14 protein-coding genes and 1 tRNA gene are annotated in these 20,408 nt (G+C 62.9%); 4 read left to right on the top strand and 11 right to left on the bottom strand.

Annotation, left to right across the window (positions count from 1 at the left end):
- Positions 1-249 precede the first annotated feature (249 nt).
- Positions 250-1,929 carry an energy-dependent translational throttle protein EttA gene (ettA, locus tag AC3E6W_RS03885; RefSeq protein ID WP_049343810.1) on the bottom strand — a complete coding sequence of 560 codons (1,680 nt, stop codon included), beginning with the start codon at positions 1,927-1,929 and terminating at the stop codon, positions 250-252.
- A 70-nt stretch (positions 1,930-1,999) separates the two neighbouring features.
- Here ettA and AC3E6W_RS03880 point away from each other — a divergent pair, with 70 nt between their 5' ends.
- The gene (locus AC3E6W_RS03880; protein WP_490652366.1) at positions 2,000-2,521 is read left to right on the top strand and encodes an MmcQ/YjbR family DNA-binding protein; all 522 of its coding nucleotides are present in this window, start codon (positions 2,000-2,002) and stop codon (positions 2,519-2,521) included.
- A 613-nt stretch (positions 2,522-3,134) separates the two neighbouring features.
- Here AC3E6W_RS03880 and trmD read toward each other — a convergent pair.
- The 7 genes from trmD to ffh form a co-directional block, all read right to left on the bottom strand.
- Positions 3,135-4,055: a tRNA (guanosine(37)-N1)-methyltransferase TrmD gene (gene trmD / locus AC3E6W_RS03875; RefSeq protein WP_490652365.1), complete on the bottom strand. Its 921-nt coding sequence runs from the start codon at positions 4,053-4,055 to the stop codon at positions 3,135-3,137.
- A 3-nt stretch (positions 4,056-4,058) separates the two neighbouring features.
- A complete protein-coding gene (gene rimM, locus AC3E6W_RS03870) occupies positions 4,059-4,709 on the bottom strand; it encodes a ribosome maturation factor RimM (protein WP_490652364.1) in 651 nt (216 codons plus the stop codon).
- 194 nt (positions 4,710-4,903) lie between these two features.
- Positions 4,904-5,149 carry an RNA-binding protein gene (locus tag AC3E6W_RS03865; protein WP_005505691.1) on the bottom strand — a complete coding sequence of 82 codons (246 nt, stop codon included), beginning with the start codon at positions 5,147-5,149 and terminating at the stop codon, positions 4,904-4,906.
- Between the two features lie 2 nt (positions 5,150-5,151).
- Entirely contained in the window at positions 5,152-5,574 is a 423-nt protein-coding gene (rpsP, locus tag AC3E6W_RS03860; RefSeq protein WP_049343812.1) for a 30S ribosomal protein S16, read from the bottom strand.
- A 248-nt stretch (positions 5,575-5,822) separates the two neighbouring features.
- Positions 5,823-6,308 (bottom strand): NUDIX domain-containing protein, encoded by a 486-nt coding sequence (locus AC3E6W_RS03855; RefSeq protein ID WP_049331372.1) that lies wholly within the window; start codon positions 6,306-6,308, stop codon positions 5,823-5,825.
- Between the two features lie 11 nt (positions 6,309-6,319).
- Positions 6,320-9,076: a hypothetical protein gene (locus tag AC3E6W_RS03850; protein WP_490652363.1), complete on the bottom strand. Its 2,757-nt coding sequence runs from the start codon at positions 9,074-9,076 to the stop codon at positions 6,320-6,322.
- Between the two features lie 102 nt (positions 9,077-9,178).
- Positions 9,179-10,756 (bottom strand): signal recognition particle protein, encoded by a 1,578-nt coding sequence (gene ffh / locus AC3E6W_RS03845; RefSeq protein ID WP_049331374.1) that lies wholly within the window; start codon positions 10,754-10,756, stop codon positions 9,179-9,181.
- A 336-nt stretch (positions 10,757-11,092) separates the two neighbouring features.
- Between ffh and AC3E6W_RS03840 the strand changes: the two genes are divergently transcribed.
- Positions 11,093-11,175 (top strand) — tRNA-Leu (locus tag AC3E6W_RS03840).
- 205 nt (positions 11,176-11,380) lie between these two features.
- Here the strand turns inward: AC3E6W_RS03840 and pyk are convergent.
- Positions 11,381-12,844 (bottom strand): pyruvate kinase, encoded by a 1,464-nt coding sequence (gene pyk / locus AC3E6W_RS03835; RefSeq protein ID WP_070682205.1) that lies wholly within the window; start codon positions 12,842-12,844, stop codon positions 11,381-11,383.
- A 498-nt stretch (positions 12,845-13,342) separates the two neighbouring features.
- Here pyk and AC3E6W_RS03830 point away from each other — a divergent pair, with 498 nt between their 5' ends.
- Complete coding sequence (locus AC3E6W_RS03830; RefSeq protein ID WP_049331378.1) at positions 13,343-13,915, top strand: flavodoxin domain-containing protein; 573 nt, start codon at positions 13,343-13,345, stop codon at positions 13,913-13,915.
- A gap of 673 nt (positions 13,916-14,588) precedes the next feature.
- Positions 14,589-16,466: a GH25 family lysozyme gene (locus AC3E6W_RS03825; RefSeq protein WP_490652362.1), complete on the top strand. Its 1,878-nt coding sequence runs from the start codon at positions 14,589-14,591 to the stop codon at positions 16,464-16,466.
- A gap of 909 nt (positions 16,467-17,375) precedes the next feature.
- Here AC3E6W_RS03825 and adhP read toward each other — a convergent pair.
- On the bottom strand, positions 17,376-18,416 hold the full coding sequence (gene adhP, locus AC3E6W_RS03820) for an alcohol dehydrogenase AdhP (RefSeq protein ID WP_490652361.1): 1,041 nt from the start codon (positions 18,414-18,416) through the stop codon (positions 17,376-17,378).
- A gap of 370 nt (positions 18,417-18,786) precedes the next feature.
- Entirely contained in the window at positions 18,787-20,169 is a 1,383-nt protein-coding gene (locus AC3E6W_RS03815) for a phosphoenolpyruvate synthase (protein ID WP_490652360.1), read from the bottom strand.
- Positions 20,170-20,408: the final 239 nt, after the last annotated feature.

Below are 20,408 nucleotides of genomic sequence, written 5' to 3'. Positions count from 1 at the left end.
AGTTATACATGTCCATTAAACCGCGAATGTGAATTCCGCCATGACCCGCCGGTTACCGGGGCTCGAACTATTTCTACCGGCGAACAGCGGACGGTGTGCTCGTCAGAATCCCGCCCGCATCCCGGCGAGTGGGCACACCGGCGGGCACATCGGTGGGCACGTCGGTGGGCACAGAGCGGCGGGTACAGCGAAGCCCCGCCTCCCCGTGCTTCAACAGCTCGGAGGCGGGGCTCGCTACCGGTTCAAACCCTATCGGGTCAGCTTGCGGTGCACCACGCGGTGCGGCTTGGCGGCCTCGGGGCCGAGGCGCTCAATCTTGTTCTTCTCGTAGGACTCGAAGTTACCCTCGAACCAGTACCACTGATCCGGGTTCTCGTCGGTGCCCTCCCAGGCCAGGATGTGGGTTGCCACGCGGTCCAGGAACCAACGGTCGTGAGAGACGACCACTGCACAGCCGGGGAATTCCAGCAGCGCGTTTTCCAGGGATGCGAGGGTCTCAACGTCCAGGTCGTTAGTGGGCTCGTCGAGCAGCAGCAGGTTACCGCCCTGCTTGAGGGTCAGCGCCAGGTTCAGGCGGTTACGCTCACCACCGGAGAGCACGCCGGCCTTCTTCTGCTGGTCCGGGCCCTTGAAGCCGAACGCGGAGACGTACGCGCGCGAGGGCATCTCAACGTTGCCGACCTGAATGTAGTCCAGACCGTCGGAGACGACCTCCCAGAGGGTCTTCTCCGGGTCGATGTTGGCACGGTTCTGGTCGACGTACGAGATCTTCACGGTCTCGCCGACCTTCAGGGTGCCGCCGTCGAGGGGCTCCAGGCCCACGATGGTCTTGAACAGGGTGGACTTACCCACACCGTTAGGACCAATCACACCGACGATGCCGTTACGGGGCAGGGAGAAGGACAGGCCGTTAATCAGGGAGCGGCCGTCGAAGCCCTTCTGCAGGTTCTCAGCCTCGATAACCACGTTACCCAGGCGGGGTCCCGGGGGAATCTGGATCTCTTCGAAGTCGAGCTTGCGGGTCTTCTCAGCCTCCGCAGCCATCTCCTCGTAGCGGGCCAGACGAGCCTTCGACTTGGCCTGGCGGCCCTTCGAGTTCGAGCGGACCCAGTCCAGTTCCTCGCTCAGGCGCTTGGCGAGCTTGGCGTCCTTCTTGCCCTGAACCTCAAGGCGGGAGCGCTTCTTCTCCAGGTAGGTGGAGTAGTTGCCCTCGTAGGGGTAGAGGTTACCGCGGTCGACCTCTGCAATCCACTCGGCCACGTGGTCGAGGAAGTAACGGTCGTGGGTCACGGCGATGACGGCGCCCTCGTAGGACTGCAGATGCTGCTCCAGCCAGAGCACGGACTCTGCGTCCAGGTGGTTGGTGGGCTCGTCGAGCAGCAGCAGGTCGGGCTTCTGCAGCAGCAGCTTGCACAGCGCCACGCGGCGGCGCTCACCACCGGAGAGGTGGGTGACGGGCGTGTCGGCAGGCGGGCAGCGCAACGCCTCCATAGCCTGCTCCAGCTGGGAGTCCAGGTCCCACGCGTTGGCGGCGTCGATAGCCTCCTGCAACTGACCCATTTCCTCCATGAGGGCGTCGAAGTCGGCGTCGGGCTCGGCCATGAGGGCGGAAATTTCGTTGAAGCGGTCGAGCTTGGCCTTAATCTCGCCCACGCCCTCCTCAACGTTGCCCAGAACGGTCTTCTCTTCGTTCAGCGGCGGCTCCTGCAGCAGGATACCCACGGTGTAGCCGGGGGTCAGGCGTGCCTCGCCGTTGGAGGGCTGGTCGAGGCCAGCCATAATCTTGAGGATGGTCGACTTACCCGCGCCGTTCGGGCCAACCATACCGATCTTGGCGCCGGGGAAGAACGACATCGTCACGTCGTTAAGGATGACCTTGTCGCCCACGGTCTTGCGGGCCTTGATCATCTGATAAATAAATTCAGCCATAGTTACCTATTTTAGCGTGGATTCGCCGGGTGTTACGAGAGATTTGGCGAAGGGCACTAGACTCGAAAGTATGAGTACCCGACAGCATCACCCCGAGAGCATCGACCGCTCCCCCGCTCGCACCCCGGAGGGGGTCACGGATTCCGTCCCCGGGGAGCCCGAAACCTTCGGAGCCCCCGGAGCAGGCGGAGCAGGTGGAGAGCTCACCGCCGAGTCCCTTCAGCCGGTTCTGCACCGCCTCGCGCTCGCCATGCCGTTGGCAACCTCCGACCAGCCGTTCGGGCCCGAACACACGGTGTACCGTATCGGCGGCAAGATGTTCGCCATGTACACCGAGGGTATCGGCTACCCCATCGTGAACCTCAAGACCGACCCCGAGGAATCCGAGGTGCTGCGGCGCATCTACCCCTCCATCATTCCGGCCTGGCATATGAACAAGCGACACTGGATTTCGGTGGGTGCCGGTGAGGGCGTGACCGAGCGGGTGCTTGCCGAACTTGTGGAGGATGCCTACCTGCGCGTCATGTACTCACTGCCCAAGTCGAAGCGCCCCATCGAATTTCGCGAGCGCCCCGTACCCGAGAAACACTGAGGACCGCCGGATGCGCGTGCTGGGCAACCGGGCGCGCGGGCGGGGTAAAGCGGAGGGTTTAAAAAGCGGAACGGGTGGGCATCCAATCCGGACCATTGGATGCCCACCCGTAAGCATAGGTACTTTTACCCGCGCGACGGAGGGTCATCAACCACGATGAACGCTCGAACCACCAAGCTCCCATCCCATAAAGTGCGGGGTGCTTATACCATGCACCACTGATTAACACTGGGATGAATGAAGTTCTCAGACCGGGCATCCCATGCAGAGGATGCACCCGCGTGATGGCGTCATCTACCCCCGAGGTGAAACTCAGCCGAATCATGCAGTTCGACCGAGTGGGGATTACATGCTTCGCCCGCACTACCGGCACGGGAGAAGTCTGTTCTCGGGATAATCATAACCTTTTTGCATTAAAGTGTCATATTTTGATTGAGGATTCACGGAATCTTTCGTTGAACGTATATCAACTCGGTTGATTTTCTCGCGTCATACGTTGATTATTCCCTCAATCAAGCCTTGACCTGGGCTTTTACCGCGATAAGCGCCTCAGCACTCCGGGTGCCGACGGCCCGCAAAAACCCGCCGCTCGGATGCACTCCGTGCAACCGGGCTAGGATGCGGCGCCCGCCTCGGGAGCCGAAGCCTCAGACGATGCGGGCTCCGAGGAGGCAGCCTCGGTGGCGTCCTTCTGCTGCTTCGTCTTCTTCTGAGCCGTCTTCGCGGGGTTCGCAAAATGCACCCCGCGCTCGGCCAGGAAGCGGCGGTCCTTTTTATCCCACTGCTCCACCGGGTACGCCTCCAGCAGGTCCGGGCGGCGCTCCAGGGTTCGCTCAATTTGGCGGTCACGACGCCAACGCGCAATCGCGCCGTGATTACCCGACAGCAGCACCTCCGGCACCTCGCGGTCACGCCACACGGCGGGCTTCGTGTACACAGGGTACTCCAGCAGACCGCCCGTGTGCGACTCCTCCTCGAGGGAGGCGGGGTTGCCCATCGCGCCGGGAATCAGTCGAGTAATGGCCTCAATCATCGCCATGACCGCGACCTCACCGCCGTAGAGCACGTAGTCGCCCAGGGACACAGGCATCACGCGGAAGCCCTCCTGCGCCCAGTCCAGTACACGCTCGTCAATGCCCTCGTAGCGCGCCGGGGCGAAGACAATATGCTTCTCCTCCGCCAGCTCGTACGCCATCGCCTGGTCGAAGACGGCACCCGCCGGGGACGGAACGATGAGCAGCGGGCGGGTATCCGCGGCGGGGTCGGCACCCTCAGCAGAGTCTTCGGTGGCAGTCTGCAGCGGGGAGGCGGCCAGCACCTCGTCCAGTGCCAGGCCCCACGGCTCGGGCTTCATGACCATGCCCGCCCCACCGCCGTACGGGGTGTCATCCACCGTGCGGTGACGATCAAAGGTGTAATCGCGCAGGTCGTGCAGGTGCAGGTCCACCAGGCCCTTCTCGCGCGCCTTACCCAGCAGGGACAGCTTCAGCGGCTCCAGGTACTCGGGGAAAATCGTGACCACGTCGTAGCGCACGGACTACTCCCCCGCCCGTTCGGTAGCCTGTTCGGCCTCCTCAACCAGGTCAATCAGACCCGCCGGAGGGGTCAACAGCACGAAGCCGGGCTCCTCCTCGGTGGAGGGAACCACCTCGGGCACGATCTCCTCGACGAAGGGAATCATGATTTCCTCGCCCGCACCGGAGGCAAGACGCGGCGAACGAGCCAGCTTAATGAGCAGCAGGTCCTGGACCGGCATGGTCTGCAGCCCGGTCACCTTGCCCAGCGGCTCGCCCACGGCCGGGTTATCCACGGGGCTCTCACCCTCGGGAACGTCCGCCAGAAGGTACACGGGCAGGTTCACGAGCTCCTGCTCGTAGAAGCCCTCTTCCTCGCCCTCATCCTCGGGAACCTCGTAGACCAGGCGGGTGCCGCGCAGCTCCTCCGCCTGGTTGCGGGTGGTCACCTCGTCAAAGCGGACCACCAGAATCTTCTTGTTCCAGCGGGCACCGGCAACCGTCAGCTCGCCGGCGGGGGCCACCGAAGCGGCAGCAGAGCCGGGCTTGAAATTCTCGATACCGAGCACCTCGCCGCGGGCAAAACGCTCCTGCGGGGCATCAGTAAAGAGCTGAACCGTCACCTCGCCGCGAATACCGTGAGGCTTACCGATACGAGCCACCACAACCTGCATAATTTTCCTCCGCTGGGTACAAGTCGAACCTATGCCGCGCGTCTGCACGGCTCCCACTATTCTACCGGGCCCCCCGGGCGGACGCACTCTGCCGCCTCGCGGCAACCGGGGCGAGCGCTCGCGAACAGAGTTCGGGTACGCGAACGCCCCCGCCTCCGGAAATCCGGAAGCGGGGGCGCTTCAAACGTTACGAGCTAGCGTCGCTTCTTGTCGGTGTCGATAATGTCGATACGCATCGGCTCGCCATCAGAAATAGCGTCCATCACCAGACGGATGCTCTTGGCGGTGCGACCGGACCGGCCAATGACTCGGCCCAGGTCATCCGGATGCACGCGAACCTCAAGGGTCTCGCGGTGACGCTGGGTGCGCAGGCGCACCTTCACGTCCTCCGGACGATCGACAATCCCTCGAACCAGGTGTTCGAGTGCGTCAGCCAACATGATTACTCAGCTGCTTCCTCAGCCTCAGCCTCGGGAGCTGCTTCCTCAGCAGCCTCTTCAGCCTTCTCAGCCTTGGGGGTGATAGCCTCGGGCAGGATCACGGAACCCTTCTCGGGAACAACGAACTCAGCCTTAGCCTCGACGGGCAGAACCTTGGACTCTGCCTTCTCGCCCTTGAATGCAGCCCAGTCGCCCGAGAGCTTCAGCAGAGCCAGAACCTGCTCGGTCGGCTGTGCGCCGACGGAGAGCCAGTACTGAACACGCTCAGAGTTGATCTCGATACGCGAGGGGTGCTCGGTCGGGTGGTAAATGCCAATCTCCTCGATGGTCTTACCGTCGCGCTTGACGCGCGAATCAGCGACCACAACGCGGTAACGAGGATCGCGGATCTTACCCATACGCTTGAGACGAATCTTAACAGCCACTTTAGTGGTTACTCCTGTTTCATAATTTGGTGCGAGGCACACGGTTCAGCACCCGTGGGGCGGGCCATTCACGGCGCCTCTATGGACACAACGGCGCGCGAAGAGAGGGGTCGCGCGTCGCCGGGTACTCAGTTAGGGTATCAGAGCCCGAGATTTTAAGCTAGCGGCCGTGCACATTTAATTGCGGTTAATCGCCGCGGGCCCCTCCATTGCCCGCAAAAGGCTGACGGAGGGGCCCGCAAGCCCCGCTAGTCGAGGTTGCTCATCTCCAGGGTCTCCCCCGTATCCAAGGCGCGGTAGCACTCGCGCAGGCGGTGCACCATCGAGGGGCGCACGTAGCCCTCCAGGTTCTCGGGGGCCACCCACTCGTAGGTCACCAGCTCGGCGTCCTGCAGGGTAATCTTCGTATCCGCCGCAATCACGCCGCCGTCATACATGTAGTAGGTGGAGTCACCCCACACGCCCAGGGCCAGGCCGTGGAAAATCAGCAGCACGCGGCCCAGCTTCAGGTCCAGGCCCAGCTCCTCCACGATTTCGCGCTCGCATCCGGGCTTGGGGGCCTCGCCAGCCTCCACGGTGCCGCCGGGCAGAATCCAGCCGTCCTTATAGTTCGGCTTGACCAGCAGCATCTCGCCACGCTCGTTGCGGATCAGAGCACCAGCCGCCAGGCGGCGCGTGGGCAGGGTCGCGATAAAAGCCTTCAGCTCTTCATCGCTCAGGTAGGTATCCCTCATCGTAGTTCTCCTTAACGTTCTTTCGGCGCGCGCACGCGACGCACCATGTTCCGGACTCGCTCGCGCAGGCTCGGGTTCGGGTTCGATTCTTCCCCGGGTTCTTCCGCGGTACGGTAGTTGCCCTCGCGCAGCTCGTCAATCAGGGTGCGCTTGGCGGGGTGGTGTTCCCGCCCGCTCTCACCAGGATGCACGACCTCCGCGGGGGTCGCGGCGGGGCGACCCTCGTGGCCGTGCTTCTCCAGCTGGGTACGTTCGAAGGAACGCACGACGGCCGGAATCAGCGCGGATTCAACCGTGGCGTTCAGGGCAAAGAGTGCCGCAGCTACCGAGAACTTGCGGCTCGCCCTACCCTGAGCGCGGCGGCGGCGCGCCACGGCCGCCAGGGTCATGGCGATAGCGCTCTGAGCGGTAACGTCCGCACCCAGGGCAAGCCCCACGCGGCGGGTCTTCGCGCGAATCTGCTCCGGGGTCAGGCGCTTGCGGCGCGAACGCGGAGCAGATCCCTGTACGAAAGGGCCCTGCGGCGCAGTCACGGGCGCAGGTGCCGGGTCTTGGGGGGTGCTCGGCGCAGGCTCATCGCACGCCGCGGCATCATTCGCGAGCGCGGCGGAACCCTCGGAAGCCCGCTGGATTACCGATGCTTCGTGCGGCTCCTCGTGCGACACGGGGTCGGCCTCGCGCAGGGCGCTGTCGAGGGACAAGCATCCTTCTTCAGCCTCCACGAAAGAGTCCGGGGCCGATCCCTCCGGCGAACCCATATGGGTGTACTCGTAGGGAATGTGCCCGTTATTGATGGCGTCCATCCACTCGGCGAGGGTCACGCGGCGACCGGTCGCCACCAGCTGATAGCTACGCTCCAGAGGCGAGGTGTAGCCGCCCGGGTAGGGCTCAATCTCCTCGTCGTCCTCGAAGGAATCATCCTCCGCGGCAGTGTCCTCAGAGACAGGGCTCCCAGAGATAGTGTTCTCGGAGAAGGTAGCCTCGGCAACGGAGTCTTCCAGCGGGAAGGTAACGTCCACAGCTTCAGATGCCTGCGCCTCATCAGTAGCTTCAGCCGCATCAGCTGATTCAGCAGAACCGGCGGGCTGTGCGAGCTCCTCATCCTCGGAGCCGAAGATACGGGCCGTGCTAATCGAGGCCACGTCAAAGCCGGCGGTCGGCACCAGCGCCAGCTCGGTGGGCACGCCCAGAAGCTGCAGGACCGATTCCAGCGCCAGGGTGTTGCTCGTATCGCGAAGGTACGCGTTCAGGCGGCGGCCGGTCGTAGACTCAGCCTCAACACCGAACATCGCCATCACATTGGCGATGCTCTGCGCAAGCTCTTCCTCATCGGAACCAAAAATTTTCGAGCCGGCAAGCTCCGGAGCCGTTCCGGGAAGACCCGCGAGCAAATCCTCCAGCAGGCCGTCGTAACGGGCCAGCTCCTCCACGCTGAAGGCGCGGTTCAGGCGCTTGGGCACGCGCTGCCAGCGGAACTCCTCCACGATGCTCTCGCGAAGCTCGCCGAAAGCCTCCAGGTACCACTCGTCATCGGAGTAGGGCTCGAGGGCGGGTTCTTCGCAGACCACCAGGTGCTGCTGGTTCACGTTACCCTCAACGATCAGGGCGTTGCAGCTCAGCAGCCCCAGCAGGGCCATAAGGTCCACCGGGTCGGCCGAGATGAGGGTCCACTCCCCCGCCGGGGCGGCCACCACCTGCCGAGTACCGGCCGGAAGGTAGGCCAGGAGAAGGCCCGTAATCATGTCGATGGGCAGGTCGACGAGCATGGCGGCGTCGCCGTCCACGTAGAACTCCAGCTCCTGCACGGTGCCGGGCAGCGCCTCCCATTCGGTCGCCTCGCCCTCCATAGCGGCACCGGTGACAGGGAGCTTCTCAACCAGCTGGGCCACGTAATCCTCGATGGGGGCGCCCAGGCTCAGCGTGCCGTCTGCCACCTCCAGAACGTTCAGGTACCCCTCGGAGTCCACCGCGCAAAGCACGTGGAGCTGCACCTGCGTCTCACCCAGCTCGTAGGCGATGAGCTCGAAGTCGCCGGCCGTGGCCTCGATGAGGGCGGCAATCAGCTCCTCATCAGTGGTGGAGCGCGCCATGATGCGGCGGCGCTGAATCTTTTCCTCCAGCTCAAGGTTCCGGTCACTAGGCTCCTCGCCCCGCGGTTCGGTTTCGCCGCCCTCGCCCGAGCGTTCAGGGCTCACGGATTCGTCCGGGTCGGAGGGCGCGGGGGCGCTATCCCACAGGCCCGAGAGCTTGTCGACGGTCCACTCCTCGCTCTCCAGGTCGGCGGCGATGCGGTCCACCCGGCTGCGGTCCTGCCAGGAGTCCGCCGCGGAGTCCCGGTCGGTTCCCCGCATGCTGCGTGCCTCGCGGATAAGCCGCAGCAGGGTAGCGGTCACGTCGTCGACGGCCGGTTCGTCGCTCTCGCTGGAGTAAACGAGATCGCCGGTGACGTCGGCGGAGTTCTCACCGTAGTCCAGGGCAAGACGCACCCAGAGAGGAACGTATCCGGGGAGCCCGGGCAGCTGTTCGTCGTGGCCGTCAAACGAGGGCTCGAGCACCGCTCCGAGTTCCGACTCCGTCTCGTCCGAGGCGACCTCCCCCGCGGTATCACGAGCCGGGACGCTTTCGGGCAGGGAGCCTCCGCCAGACAGTCCTCGCACCTCGCCGTGCTGGGCTTTGTCAGGCTGAATCTCGCCGTACTGGGTCTCATCGTGCTGAGTCTCGCCGGTACGCGGGTTCTCGCGCTCCCCGTTCTGCTCGTTCTGAGTCATTGTCCCTCCCTTCGGCCCCCTCATCGGGCGCCATACCGGTACGGGTGCGCACCGTAAAGTCGATGCGCACCCGTACCGCCCCTTGCGGGGTTGCGTCTGCTACTACTGCAGGAACTTCTCAAAGCCCTTCGGCAGGTTCATGCTGGACAGATCCATTTCCTGGTTCTGAGCCTGCTGACCGAAGGCAGCGCCGGCGCGTGCCTGCTGCGCCTTAGCTGCTGCCGCCTCCTGGGCCGCACGCTTCTGCGGGTTGCCGGAGCGGGCCTTCTTCTTCTTGTTGTTCTTCGCGTTCTTGCGAGCACCACCCGCCGCAGCAGCCATACCGGGCATCTGCATACCGCCGGGCATGCCGGGCATCTTGCCCGAAGCGAGCTTCTTCATCATCTTCTGAGCCTGGGCGAAGCGCTCCATCAGCTGGTTCACCTCGGACACGGTCACGCCCGCACCCTTAGCGATACGGGCACGGCGGGAACCGTTAATGATGCGCGGAGCCACGCGCTCGTGCGGGGTCATGGAGCGAACAATCGCCTCCACACGGTCAATCTCGCGCTCGTCAAAGGCCTCGAGCTGCTGACGCATCTGAGCCGCACCGGGCATCATCATGAGCAGCTTCTTCATGGAGCCGAGCTTACGAATCTGCTGCATCTGAGCCAGGAAGTCCTCGAAGGTGAAGTCTTCCTGGTCGATGAACTTCTTCGCCATGCGGTCGGCTTCGGCCTTATCCCACTGAGCCTCGGCCTGCTCGATCAGGGTCAGGATGTCACCCATATCCAGGATGCGGCTTGCCATACGGTCCGGGTGGAACTGCTCAAAGTCGGTCACGTTCTCACCGGTGGAGGCGAACATAATCGGCTTGCCGGTCACCGAAGCCACCGACAGGGCCGCACCACCGCGGGCGTCGCCATCCAGCTTGGACAGGACAACACCGGTGAAGTCCACGCCCTCGTTGAAGGCGTTGGCGGTGTTCACGGCGTCCTGACCGATCATCGCGTCGATGACGAACAGAACTTCGTTCGGCTCAATGGCGTCGCGGATATTGCGTGCCTGCTGCATGAGCTCGGCGTCAACACCCAGACGACCCGCGGTATCGACAATCACCACGTCGTGCAGCTTGGCGCGAGCCTCGGCCACACCGTCACGCGCCACCTGCACGGGGTCGCCGGTGGGCACGTCAAACTCGCTGGTCACACCGGGGTGCGGCGCGTAGACGGGCACGCCCGCGCGCTCGCCGACGACCTTCAGCTGGGTCACCGCGTTGGGGCGCTGCAGGTCGGAGGCAATCAGCATCGGGGTGTGACCCTGGCCCTTGAGCCAATAGGCCAGCTTGCCGGCCAGGGTGGTCTTACCGGCACCCTGCAGACCCGCGAGCATGATGATGGTCGGGCCGCTCTTGGCCATATTGATGCGGCGGGTAGAGCCGCCCAGGATGCTCACCAGCTCGTCGTTCACGATCTTGACGATCTGCTGGGAGGGGTTGAGCGCCTCGGAAACTTCCGCGCCGAGGGCGCGTTCCTTCACATGGGCGACGAACTCGCGGACCACGGGCACCGCGACGTCGGCGTCGAGCAGGGCGCGACGGATTTCGCGGACGGTTGCATCAATGTCTGCCTCGGAGAGGCGGCCCTTGCCGCGCAGGTTCTTAAAGGTTGCCGTCAAGCGGTCGGAGAGAGAATTGAACACGATCCGTGATCACTTTCTTAACGTTGAGGTGGCCCCACCGCGGGGGCGTGCGGGGATGGTTAGTCAGTCCTTAAGGATACAGGATGCGCGCTTTCTCCCCCGCTTATGCCTGTGGATAACGCGCGGGGTTCACCGCGAGCTCAGCAAAGGGCCGCCGGCGAGCGCATCCGAATCCGTCTTCGGCGTGCGGGTTGCCAGACGTTCACCCGGCGCTCGGGACTGCCCGCAATGAGGTCGGGGCTGCTCTTTTCCACTCCCTCCGCACCCCGCTAATGATTAGATTTTCTAGACCGCCTGGGTTAGAATCTTAGAAGTGTCGCGCTCCGCGTGCGATGCGCCCGAGTGGCGGAATTGGCAGACGCGCCTGACTCAAAATCAGGTTCTTCGGAGTGTGGGTTCGAGTCCCACCTCGGGCACCAACGCAAAAGCGGCGGGAAAGTTTGAAGCTTTCCCGCCGCTTTTTCTATACCCGCGCATCCCAGCGTTGCCGCGCAAGCTACCTAATCCCCATAACAAAACCGCCGCCCAGCCGTGACAATTCACGACCGGGCGGCGGTTTCTATGCACCGAGTGTACAGGCTGAGGATTACCCTCAGCTACGCATCGGAAAGAATAGTCAGCGGCTTAGCGCTTGACCTCGTTCTCCTCGTAAGGACGCAGAGTTTCGCGCTCACCGTCTGCACCGGAAACGCGGTGTACCTGAACCATGTTGGTGGTACCGGCGCGACCCGCGGGAGCACCGGCAGCCACGACGACCAGGTCGCCGGCTTCTGCCAGGCCGTTCTTGAGCAGGTACTCGTCCACGAAGGTAAAGATAGCTTCCTGATCAGTAATCATCTCAACCTGCTCAGCTTCAACACCCCACAGCATGGACAGGAAGGAACGAACCTTCGAGCTGGTGGTGAATGCAACCACGGGGGTTTCGGGACGCAGACGTGCCAGACGACGTGCGGAGTCACCGGACTGGGTGAAGGTCACGATGAGCTTTGCATCCAGCTGATCGGCGATGTTCACTGCAGCACGGGTGATTGCGCCGCCGCGGGTGCGGGGCTTGCGGTCCAGTTCGGGCACACGGTACAGGCCGCCCTTTTCGGTATCCTTGACGATCTCGGCCATAGCCTGCAGGGTCAGGATCGGGTACTTACCGACCGAGGTCTCACCGGAGAGCATCACGGCGTCTGCACCGTCGAGGATTGCGTTAGCGCAGTCAGAAACCTCTGCACGGGTGGGGACGGGGTTGTCGGTCATGGACTCGAGCACCTGGGTTGCCACGATAACGGGCTTTGCCCAGCGGCGTGCCATGTCGATAGCCTTCTTCTGGACGAGGGGAACCTCGGAGAAGGGCAGCTCAACACCGAGGTCACCACGAGCAACCATGATGCCGTCGAACTTATCGATGATGTCCTGCAGGTTGTCCACTGCCTGGGGCTTCTCGATCTTGGCGATGACGGGTACGCGGATACCCTCTTCCTCCATGATCTTGTGGACGGGCTCAACGTCTGCACCGGTACGGACGAAGGAGAGTGCAATGATGTCCGCACCCATCTTCAGGGCGAAGCGCAGGTCGTTGGCGTCCTTCTCGGTCAGTGCGGGCAGAGAGACCGCAGCGCCGGGCAGGTTGATGCCCTTGTTGTTGGAGATGGGGCCGCCCACGATGACGCGGGTGCGCACGCGGGTGGGGGTCACCTCGATAGCCTCGAGGCGAATCTTGCCGTCGTCGAGCAGGAGCTTGTCGCCGAGCTTTACGTCGCCAGGCAGACCCTTGTAAGTGGTGCCGCAAATTTCTGCGGTACCCTCAACGTCTTCGGAGGTAATGGTGAAATCGGCGCCGGGCTCAAGGTATTCCTTACCGTTTGCGAAGCGCTCGAGGCGAATCTTGGGGCCCTGCAGGTCGGCAAGGATAGCAACGTCCTTACCGAGCTTTGCGGACTCTTCGCGGATGGTGTTGTAGCGTGCCTGATGCTCGGCGTGGTCACCGTGGCTCATGTTCAGACGGGCGACGTTCAGGCCAGCCTTGATTGCCTCGGAGATCTTCTCGGGAGATTCGATTGCCGGACCGATGGTTGCAACGATTTTTGCGCGCCTCATGTACCTAACCTTTGTGTGTTGTTTCGCGCACCCCATGAGGGGAAACGCCGGTTTTTCGGGGAAGGTCACTACTGATTTCCCACTCATTCCCACGCTTTCCAACAAAATGGAACATGCCGAAGGCGTAGGATTCTTTCTCAATTATAGGGGTTTTACAGCCTCTTGGGTATGCCTATTTCGGTCTTTCTGACGGGGAATTAGTGTTTCACCTCGCACCCCAAAATCTTCTCCCGCACACCCCCGGCATCCCTTCCGCGCAAAGTCGCGGTATACGGCATTTGAGGCACTCCCCACCAAGAGAAGATAAGCAATGTAACAATTGGTCACGCCCATTAACCTTCGGGCGTGTTTGTGAGCTCAGGGTCCCTTCTTGTGAGGACCTATGAGAAAATATATGAGGCTTCCAAGGCTAGGCGATTTCACATTTTCGCGCGCCTAGCATATATTGGAAGCAATAATTAGTATTTGAAATGCGAAATATATCTGGAAGGTTCACAGATGACTACTCGCGTGCTGATTATCTTCGGCTCCACCTACGGCTACACCGAGCAGTACGCCACCTGGCTGGCAGAAGATCTGCGTGCACTCCCGCAGGCCCCTGAAGTTGAGACTGTCCCCGCCTCCAAGGTCACCCCCGAGCAGGCAGAGGCATTCGATGCCTTCGTGATTGCCGGTAGCGACTACGGTGGATTCCTCAACGGTGCCCCGGCCCTTCGCAAGAAGATTTTGCCGGTTATCGCCCCGAAGAAGAACCGCACCGCGTTCTTCACCGTGTCCTTCACCGGCGAGTACTCGAAGAAGCTGCTGGACAAGGCCGTAGCCAAGAGCTACACCCCCGAGCTGACCGAGGGTCGTCCCGTTTACCACCTGCGTGGCGGCATCGACTTCGATAAGATTTCGCTGGCTCACAAGACCGCCCTGAAGGGCCCGGTCCGCGCATGGCTCATGGCGAACCCGAACCCCAACGAGGGCATCAAGCAGATGCTCGAATGCTACAAGACCGGTAAGGCAGAGTATATCGACCGCGAGAGCCTCAAGCCTCTGGTCGAGGACATTGCCAAGTTCCTCTAGGATTGCGCTAACGTAGCCGTTCTGAGGAATCGCTTAGCTTTCGTGTGTACCCCGCTCGAACGCACCGGGTATCCCGTTCAACGGTTGAGACGGATGCGTTCGGGTGAGGGATACGCGATTCAAAACGTGCCGATTGGCACCATAGAGTGGTCGATGACTTCATCTCTCCTGCATCGACCATGAAACTCCGGGTACCGGTGCGAGGCCGCGCCAAAAACAGTACCCGGAAACCGAGGGGTGGGTCTTTGTGTGTGCGGCCCACCCCTTCTTTCATGCCCTCTCCACCGGCCCGAGGTACCCCCTCCTCCGCACGACGCCGAAAAATGCGCACGGACGAAAAAATAACCGTCCAAAACCCCTCGGAAACATTGCGTTTCGCGGCGCGCGTACCGTACCCTTTTAGCTGTGCCCGTCGGCGCCTGCCACCCCATCACCGGCCAGCCACCCCGCGGTGGCGCATCTTCTTCCGGTGGCAGAATCCAACCACGAATCCACGAGGGACCACTGTGCCTTCAACGGATTGTCGCGCCCGAACGCGGCCGCCATTTCACTCACATCACCGGCGACCGTACCCGAACGCCCACTACAGAACGATTCGTTCGTTCCGTGTCATGCTGTTCTACCGTGCGCCGGAACCACACCATTCACAGTCAACTCAAACACAGGCATAAATATGAAGATATTCCAGACTGCCGGGCGCCCCGCGGCAGCCCGCTCCCTCATGGCATCGGCCGGTGCCCTCTCACTCCTGGCGTCCTCTCTGACCGCAGTTCCGGCGGCCTTCGCGGCCCCCGAGGCTTCCGCAAGCCCCGCGGCTACCGCCAGCGCACAGCCCGTCGATGCGAACACCTCGTACGAGAACCTCACCTACGCACCCGCCCCGGACCCCGCACAGGTTGAACGCGACAACCCCGCCATGGGTGCCGGCGAGCGCGAACGCATGGGCACCGCTAATGCCCGCACCGGCGCAACCTCCGCCCCCATGGCAACCCTGAGTGGGCTCGCCGCGGGTAGCTCTTCAGCACAGGCGCTGGCCCCGGGCCGCTCCGCCTGGACCCCCAGCGGTGGCACCCTCGGCATGGACGTCTCCTCGCACCAGCAGAACGTGGACTGGGCAAGCGCCTGGGCGGCCGGTTCCCGATTCGCCTACGTGAAGGCCACCGAGGGCGCGTACTACACCAACCCCTACTTCGGTCAGCAATACAGCGGCTCGGCCTCCGTCGGCATGGTGCACGGCGCCTACCACTTCGCCAACCCCCGCACTTCCTCCGGTGCCGATCAGGCCCGCTACTTCGTGCAGAACGGCGGCGGCTGGACCGACGACAGCAAGACCCTCCCGGGTCTACTGGACATCGAGTTCAACCCCTACCCCGCCTACGGCAACACCTGCTACAACATGACCGCGGCGCAGCTGACCGCCTGGATCCGCGACTTCGTGGACACCTACCGCGCGCTGACCGGTCGCGCGCCCATGGTGTACACCGCAACCTCCTGGTGGTCCCAGTGCGTGGGCTCGCAGGAGTTCGGCTCCCTGCCGCTGCACCTGGCCAGCTACTCCACGGTCGTGGGTCGTATTCCCGCCGGCTGGAACGGTTACGACATCTGGCAGTTCACCGACTCGGGCCCGTTCGTGGGTGACTCTAACTTCTTCCCCGGCAGCGTCGAGGACCTGAAGGTCCTGGCGAAGAACCCGAAGGCTGCACACCGCAACTGGGCCAAGGACAACCAGCCGACCCAGAACCCGAACGTGGTCGTCACCCCGACCGGTTCGATTGATATTCGCACCGGCATTGGCGTGGCCTGGAACCGTAACCGAAGCTTCTACGGCAACCCGGTCGGCGGCGAGTATAGCCTGGGCTACGGCGTGTACGCCCAGAAGTTCAGCAACCGCAAGACCATCTACTGGACGAACGCGAACGGGGCCCACTGGGTGGTGACCGACGGCGGCCTCGATCACAAGTTCCGCTCTAACGTGGCCCGCTACCGCGGCCTGACCACCGATGAGGGGGGACGCTTCCAGACCGTGGCGGTCTCTTTCGCCAACGGGGAGGGCGCCTACTGGACCGAGAGCGCCGGAACCCATACGCTCAACGAGCGCGGCGGCATCTATTGGGCCTGGCGCAATTCCGGTGCCCAGGGTGCCCCCACCACGGATGAGGAGAACCTGGGCGGCGGCATCGCCAAGCAGGAGTTCTCCGGCCGTCGCACCTTCGTGTGGAGCGCGAAGACCGGCACCCACCTTCTGCGTACCGGCGGCGCGTTCTACTACCGTTTCCTGGAGCACCGCAATGCCTGGGGCGCCCCGGCGACCGACGAGACCGCTAACTCCACGGGCGCGCAGGTGCGCTTCGCCTCCGGCAAGATGCTGCTCTGGTCGGATGCGTACGGCGCCTACGAGACCAACGGTAACGGCGCGATCTACAACCACTGGACTCGCAACACGGCTCGTTACGGTGCGGCTCGCGGCAACGAGTCCTACGCGAACGGGGTGTACTACATGGATTTTGAGCGCGGCACAATCCGCTGGACCGCTCAGCGCGGCATCTACTAGGCCTACGCCCTAGCAAACATCACGGACATAGAGAACGAGGGGCACCTTCTGCCACAGAAGGTGCCCCTCGCCGTTTCCGCTCCGAGGATGCTAAGCCTCTGCCGAGTGTGGGCAGAAGGGTTACACACTGCCGCGAGCGGGGTGGGTTACCGAGTGAGTAGAGAAACCCGGTCATGTTACCCGTGCCGGCAGGTAAGTTTATGTCGTACCCGAGAAGGTAGTTGAGTCATCTCGCGAGGCGGGCCCTGGATTAGTGTGGCGAACGCAATCCCCCTTGACTACGTCCGTGGGGCCCACACTAACCGCTGTGAGGCCTAGTCCCAGGAGGTGTCTAGAGGGGCAGCCTGACCGGAAGTAGGACTCATGGCGAATGACGGCACGGTACGAAGATGCTGAAATTCACCCGGGATGCGGCGTTCCGGGGAAGGAACCGATATCTAGGAGGGCGGTTCCTTCACACGCCGTGTCCCTTCATTCAAGGATAGGTCGAAGGAGGGCTTTCCGCCCATCATTTCGGAAAATATTACGTCTCAACCGTTGATTGAAAGTTTACCTGATAAAAATATATTTTGAATCCCTTGGATGTCTAATAGTGCATATTTTTCGGGTGATTTGCTGAAGTTTTTGAGATAATCCTCGATTATTTCAAAATAATTTTATGAATATATTACGTTTAGGTGTTTCGCACTCTCAGCGGTAACGCCGAGCTTTTCCATCCAGAAATCTCTCTTGCTGAAACCCTTGCCACAGGCTGCGGAAAGCCCCGGAGCGCAACGCACACTAGGGCGCACCCCGTGCCGTATGCACCGCGAGAAAGTACCCCTACTCCCCCGCTACACGGGATGCGCCCTAGACGCTTCATCGCCCGATCAGCCGCGGCTCACGCCGCACGCACCGGGCTCGCACCTCCTAGAGGCTTGCGAAATCCAGCACCATGCGGCCGGTAATCGTGCCGGCGGCCATCTCCTTGAAGACCTCCGGTGCCTCGTCCACGGGGCGCAGCTTCACGACGGGAACCACGATGCCGTCGGCACCAAACTGGAAGGCCTCCGCCAAATCCTGACGGGTACCCACGAGCGAGCCCACCACGCGGATGCCGTCCAGAATAATCTTCACAATGGACAGCTCCATCATCTCCGAGGGCAGACCAACGGCCACCACGGAACCACCCGCGCGCACCGACTCCACTGCCTGGTTGAAGGCGACCTTCGACACTGCGGTCACCACGGCGGCGTGGGCGCCACCGTCGGTCAGCTCACGAATTCGGGCCGGAACGTCCTGCACCTCGCGGCCGTTGATCACGTAGTCGGCACCGGTCTCGCGGGCCAGGGCCAGCTTGTCGTCGTTGATATCAACGGCGATAACCTTGGCACCGAAGACCTTCTTAGCGTACTGAACGGCAAGGTTACCCAGACCGCCAGCACCGTAGGCGACCAGCCACTGGTCCGGGCGAACCAGCGATTCCTTAATGGCCTTGTAGGTGGTCACACCCGCGCAGGTAATCGAGCTGGCCTGCGCCGGGTCCAGGCCTTCGGGCACCTTGACCGCGTAGTCGGCGGGCACCAGGGTGTACTCGCTCATGCCGCCGTCGACGGTGTAGCCGGCGTTCTTGACCGAACGGCACAGGGTCTCGCGGCCCGAGGTGCAGTACTCGCAGTGGCCGCAGCCCTCAAAGAACCAGGCCACCGACACGCGGTCGCCCACCTTCAGGGACTCGACGCCCTCGCCAACCTCAACGACCACGCCGATACCCTCGTGACCGAGGATGCGGCCGGGCACCTCACCGAAGTCACCCGAAGCCACGTGAAGGTCGGTGTGGCACACGCCCGAATACTCAATCTTCACGAGCGCCTGGCCGTGACCCACGGCCGGGACGGGAACCTCACGAACCTCAACCGAGCCATCAACCTTCTCGGGAACAACAACAGCCTTCATGGTTTCCTTGCACATAACCTAAACTCCTTAGTCATCGTTGACCGCACACGGACCGTATACCAGCGGCGCAGGTGCGTGTATTCTTGACACTTCCACCGTAAAATGACGAGCCGCCAATCGGAAGGACCCTTCCCAAATATGACGAAGGGGATGTTTAGGAATCTGCAAACCAATGTTGATAAGTTTTCGATAAGGTCCATTCCGACTAATGCGCTAAACCGCCAAAGGTTGAAATGACGCTATGACAAAGCAACACAGAAGATGAGAATGCCTCCCAAACCAGCGGTCTGGGAGGCACTCAGAAAAAATTTAAATATTAAGTTTGGTGCGCACAGTACCCTAAAGGTAGGGTTCAACCCGCACCTATACGGTTCCTAGCGGCATCTTAGAAGCAGAAAGCAACCTCGACCGAACCGGCACCGCGCTCGCCCGAGGCGCTCGGGGCGTTCATGGCCCAGCCCAGGTCACTCACGTACGCGGTCGTATCCATGTAGGTTCCACCGCCTGCACCACCGCCGGCCAGCTGCACCGTACCCACCGCGTAGCGGGAACGCGCCGGATCGTTATTCCACTTCTGCGAAACCACGCGGGCCGAGACGCTCAGCGCCGCACCCGAACCGCCGCCGCCGTACCCGGCACCGCCGCCTCCGGATACCACCGACTGGTAGCCGTTAAACATCGCGCCCGCATTCGAGGGGGACGCGTCGGTGCCCGCGGGGGTCTGGTCCCACTGGTACGAATAGCTGACCACGCCGTCCGCGCCCTTCGCGCGGAAGCCGCTCGGGCCGGTCTCGCCCGCCGCCGCGCTACTCACCAGCTTCTGCGTGGAGGTGCTCGAGAAGCCGATCACGGAACCGTCGGAAGTCGGCGGATCCAGCTTCTCACCGCCGCCACCGCCCATGCCGTTCATAGCGCCCGAACCGGGGTTCACCTTCAGCAGCGGCACCGACTGCGCCGTGTACGAGGTGAAACCCACGAAACCCGGGGAACCGTCACCGTCGCTGGAACCGGCGCCTCCGCCGGTGCTGAACTGGTGGCGGCGACCGGAGCTATCCAGGGAGTAGTAAGCCGTCGCCTGCAGCGCACCCGGCTTCGCGGGGCTCGGCAGATCCGTCGCGTACGTGGCCAGAGTTCCCGCGCCGCCGCCACCGCCGGCGACAATCATCGGCACGCCGTCCACCTCAATCGCGGAAGAACCGCCGCCCGAGGAGGAATAAAGCACGGCGTTCATGCCGCCATGTCCCATCACACCACCGGTGCGGCCGGTCAGGCTCTCAATCGCGGCGACCACATCCGCAGGGACCGGGGAGGAAGCCTTCGAGGAGCCGCCCACGCCGTAGCCGTCACCGCCCTCGGCCGGGGTCAGCTCACCGTTACCGATGCCGCCCGAACCGGCCGTCAGGGTAATCACCTGGCCGCCGCGCACCGGCATGGATCCCTCTACCAGGGCGCCCGAACCGGCGTCCGCAACGGCGTAGTTCGTGCCGCCGGCGCCGCCAATCACGGTGAAACGCATGCGTCGGGCACCCGCGGGCACGGTCAGAACGGCAACCTTCTTCACGCCGTCACCGGCGGTAATCAGGGTGGAATCCTCGTAGGGGCCGGTACATTCGCCTTCCTCGGGGGAGGCGGCAAAAGCGGGAACCAGGGTCGAAGCCGCGACGGCGGGGGCAGCCCAGGCCGCACCGGCCACGAGACGACGACGGGTCAGGCCCGAACGGGAGGAGGGAGAAATCGGGCGTGAAGAACCGCCGGAAGAAGAGCTCACGATATGTGTCCTGTAGTTGAGCGAATGATTCTGAGCGCGGTGCGTGCCGCGCGGAGGGGGCGATTCCCAGAGGCTATGCCCCCACACGAGCACGTATTACCGTGGTTCCTCTATTATGCCTTCTCAGGCCCCTATTTTCACAAGTCGCCGAAAACCCTCTGCGGTGTGGAAGCAGAGTTGGGAACTCCACGAGAGCAGAACGCCGGCACGGGGCCCAAAACGGGGTCAGGCACGGGAAC

This window comes from Rothia sp. SCPM-O-B-18226 (M350), assembly GCF_058213595.1.
The sequence above is the reverse complement of the archived record's forward strand: the minus strand, read 5'-3'. Positions and strand labels throughout refer to the sequence as shown.

Bases quoted from the DNA above. Each gene is read 5' to 3' on its own strand.
- ettA (WP_049343810.1), bottom strand. From the start codon at position 1,929: ATGGCTGAATTTATTTATCAGATGATCAAGGCCCGCAAGACCGTGGGC.
- AC3E6W_RS03880 (WP_490652366.1), top strand. From the start codon at position 2,000: ATGAGTACCCGACAGCATCACCCCGAGAGCATCGACCGCTCCCCCGCT.
- rimM (WP_490652364.1), bottom strand. From the start codon at position 4,709: ATGCAGGTTGTGGTGGCTCGTATCGGTAAGCCTCACGGTATTCGCGGC.
- AC3E6W_RS03865 (WP_005505691.1), bottom strand. From the start codon at position 5,149: ATGTTGGCTGACGCACTCGAACACCTGGTTCGAGGGATTGTCGATCGT.
- AC3E6W_RS03855 (WP_049331372.1), bottom strand. From the start codon at position 6,308: ATGAGGGATACCTACCTGAGCGATGAAGAGCTGAAGGCTTTTATCGCG.
- AC3E6W_RS03850 (WP_490652363.1), bottom strand. From the start codon at position 9,076: ATGACTCAGAACGAGCAGAACGGGGAGCGCGAGAACCCGCGTACCGGC.
- pyk (WP_070682205.1), bottom strand. From the start codon at position 12,844: ATGAGGCGCGCAAAAATCGTTGCAACCATCGGTCCGGCAATCGAATCT.
- AC3E6W_RS03830 (WP_049331378.1), top strand. From the start codon at position 13,343: ATGACTACTCGCGTGCTGATTATCTTCGGCTCCACCTACGGCTACACC.
- AC3E6W_RS03825 (WP_490652362.1), top strand. From the start codon at position 14,589: ATGAAGATATTCCAGACTGCCGGGCGCCCCGCGGCAGCCCGCTCCCTC.
- adhP (WP_490652361.1), bottom strand. From the start codon at position 18,416: ATGTGCAAGGAAACCATGAAGGCTGTTGTTGTTCCCGAGAAGGTTGAT.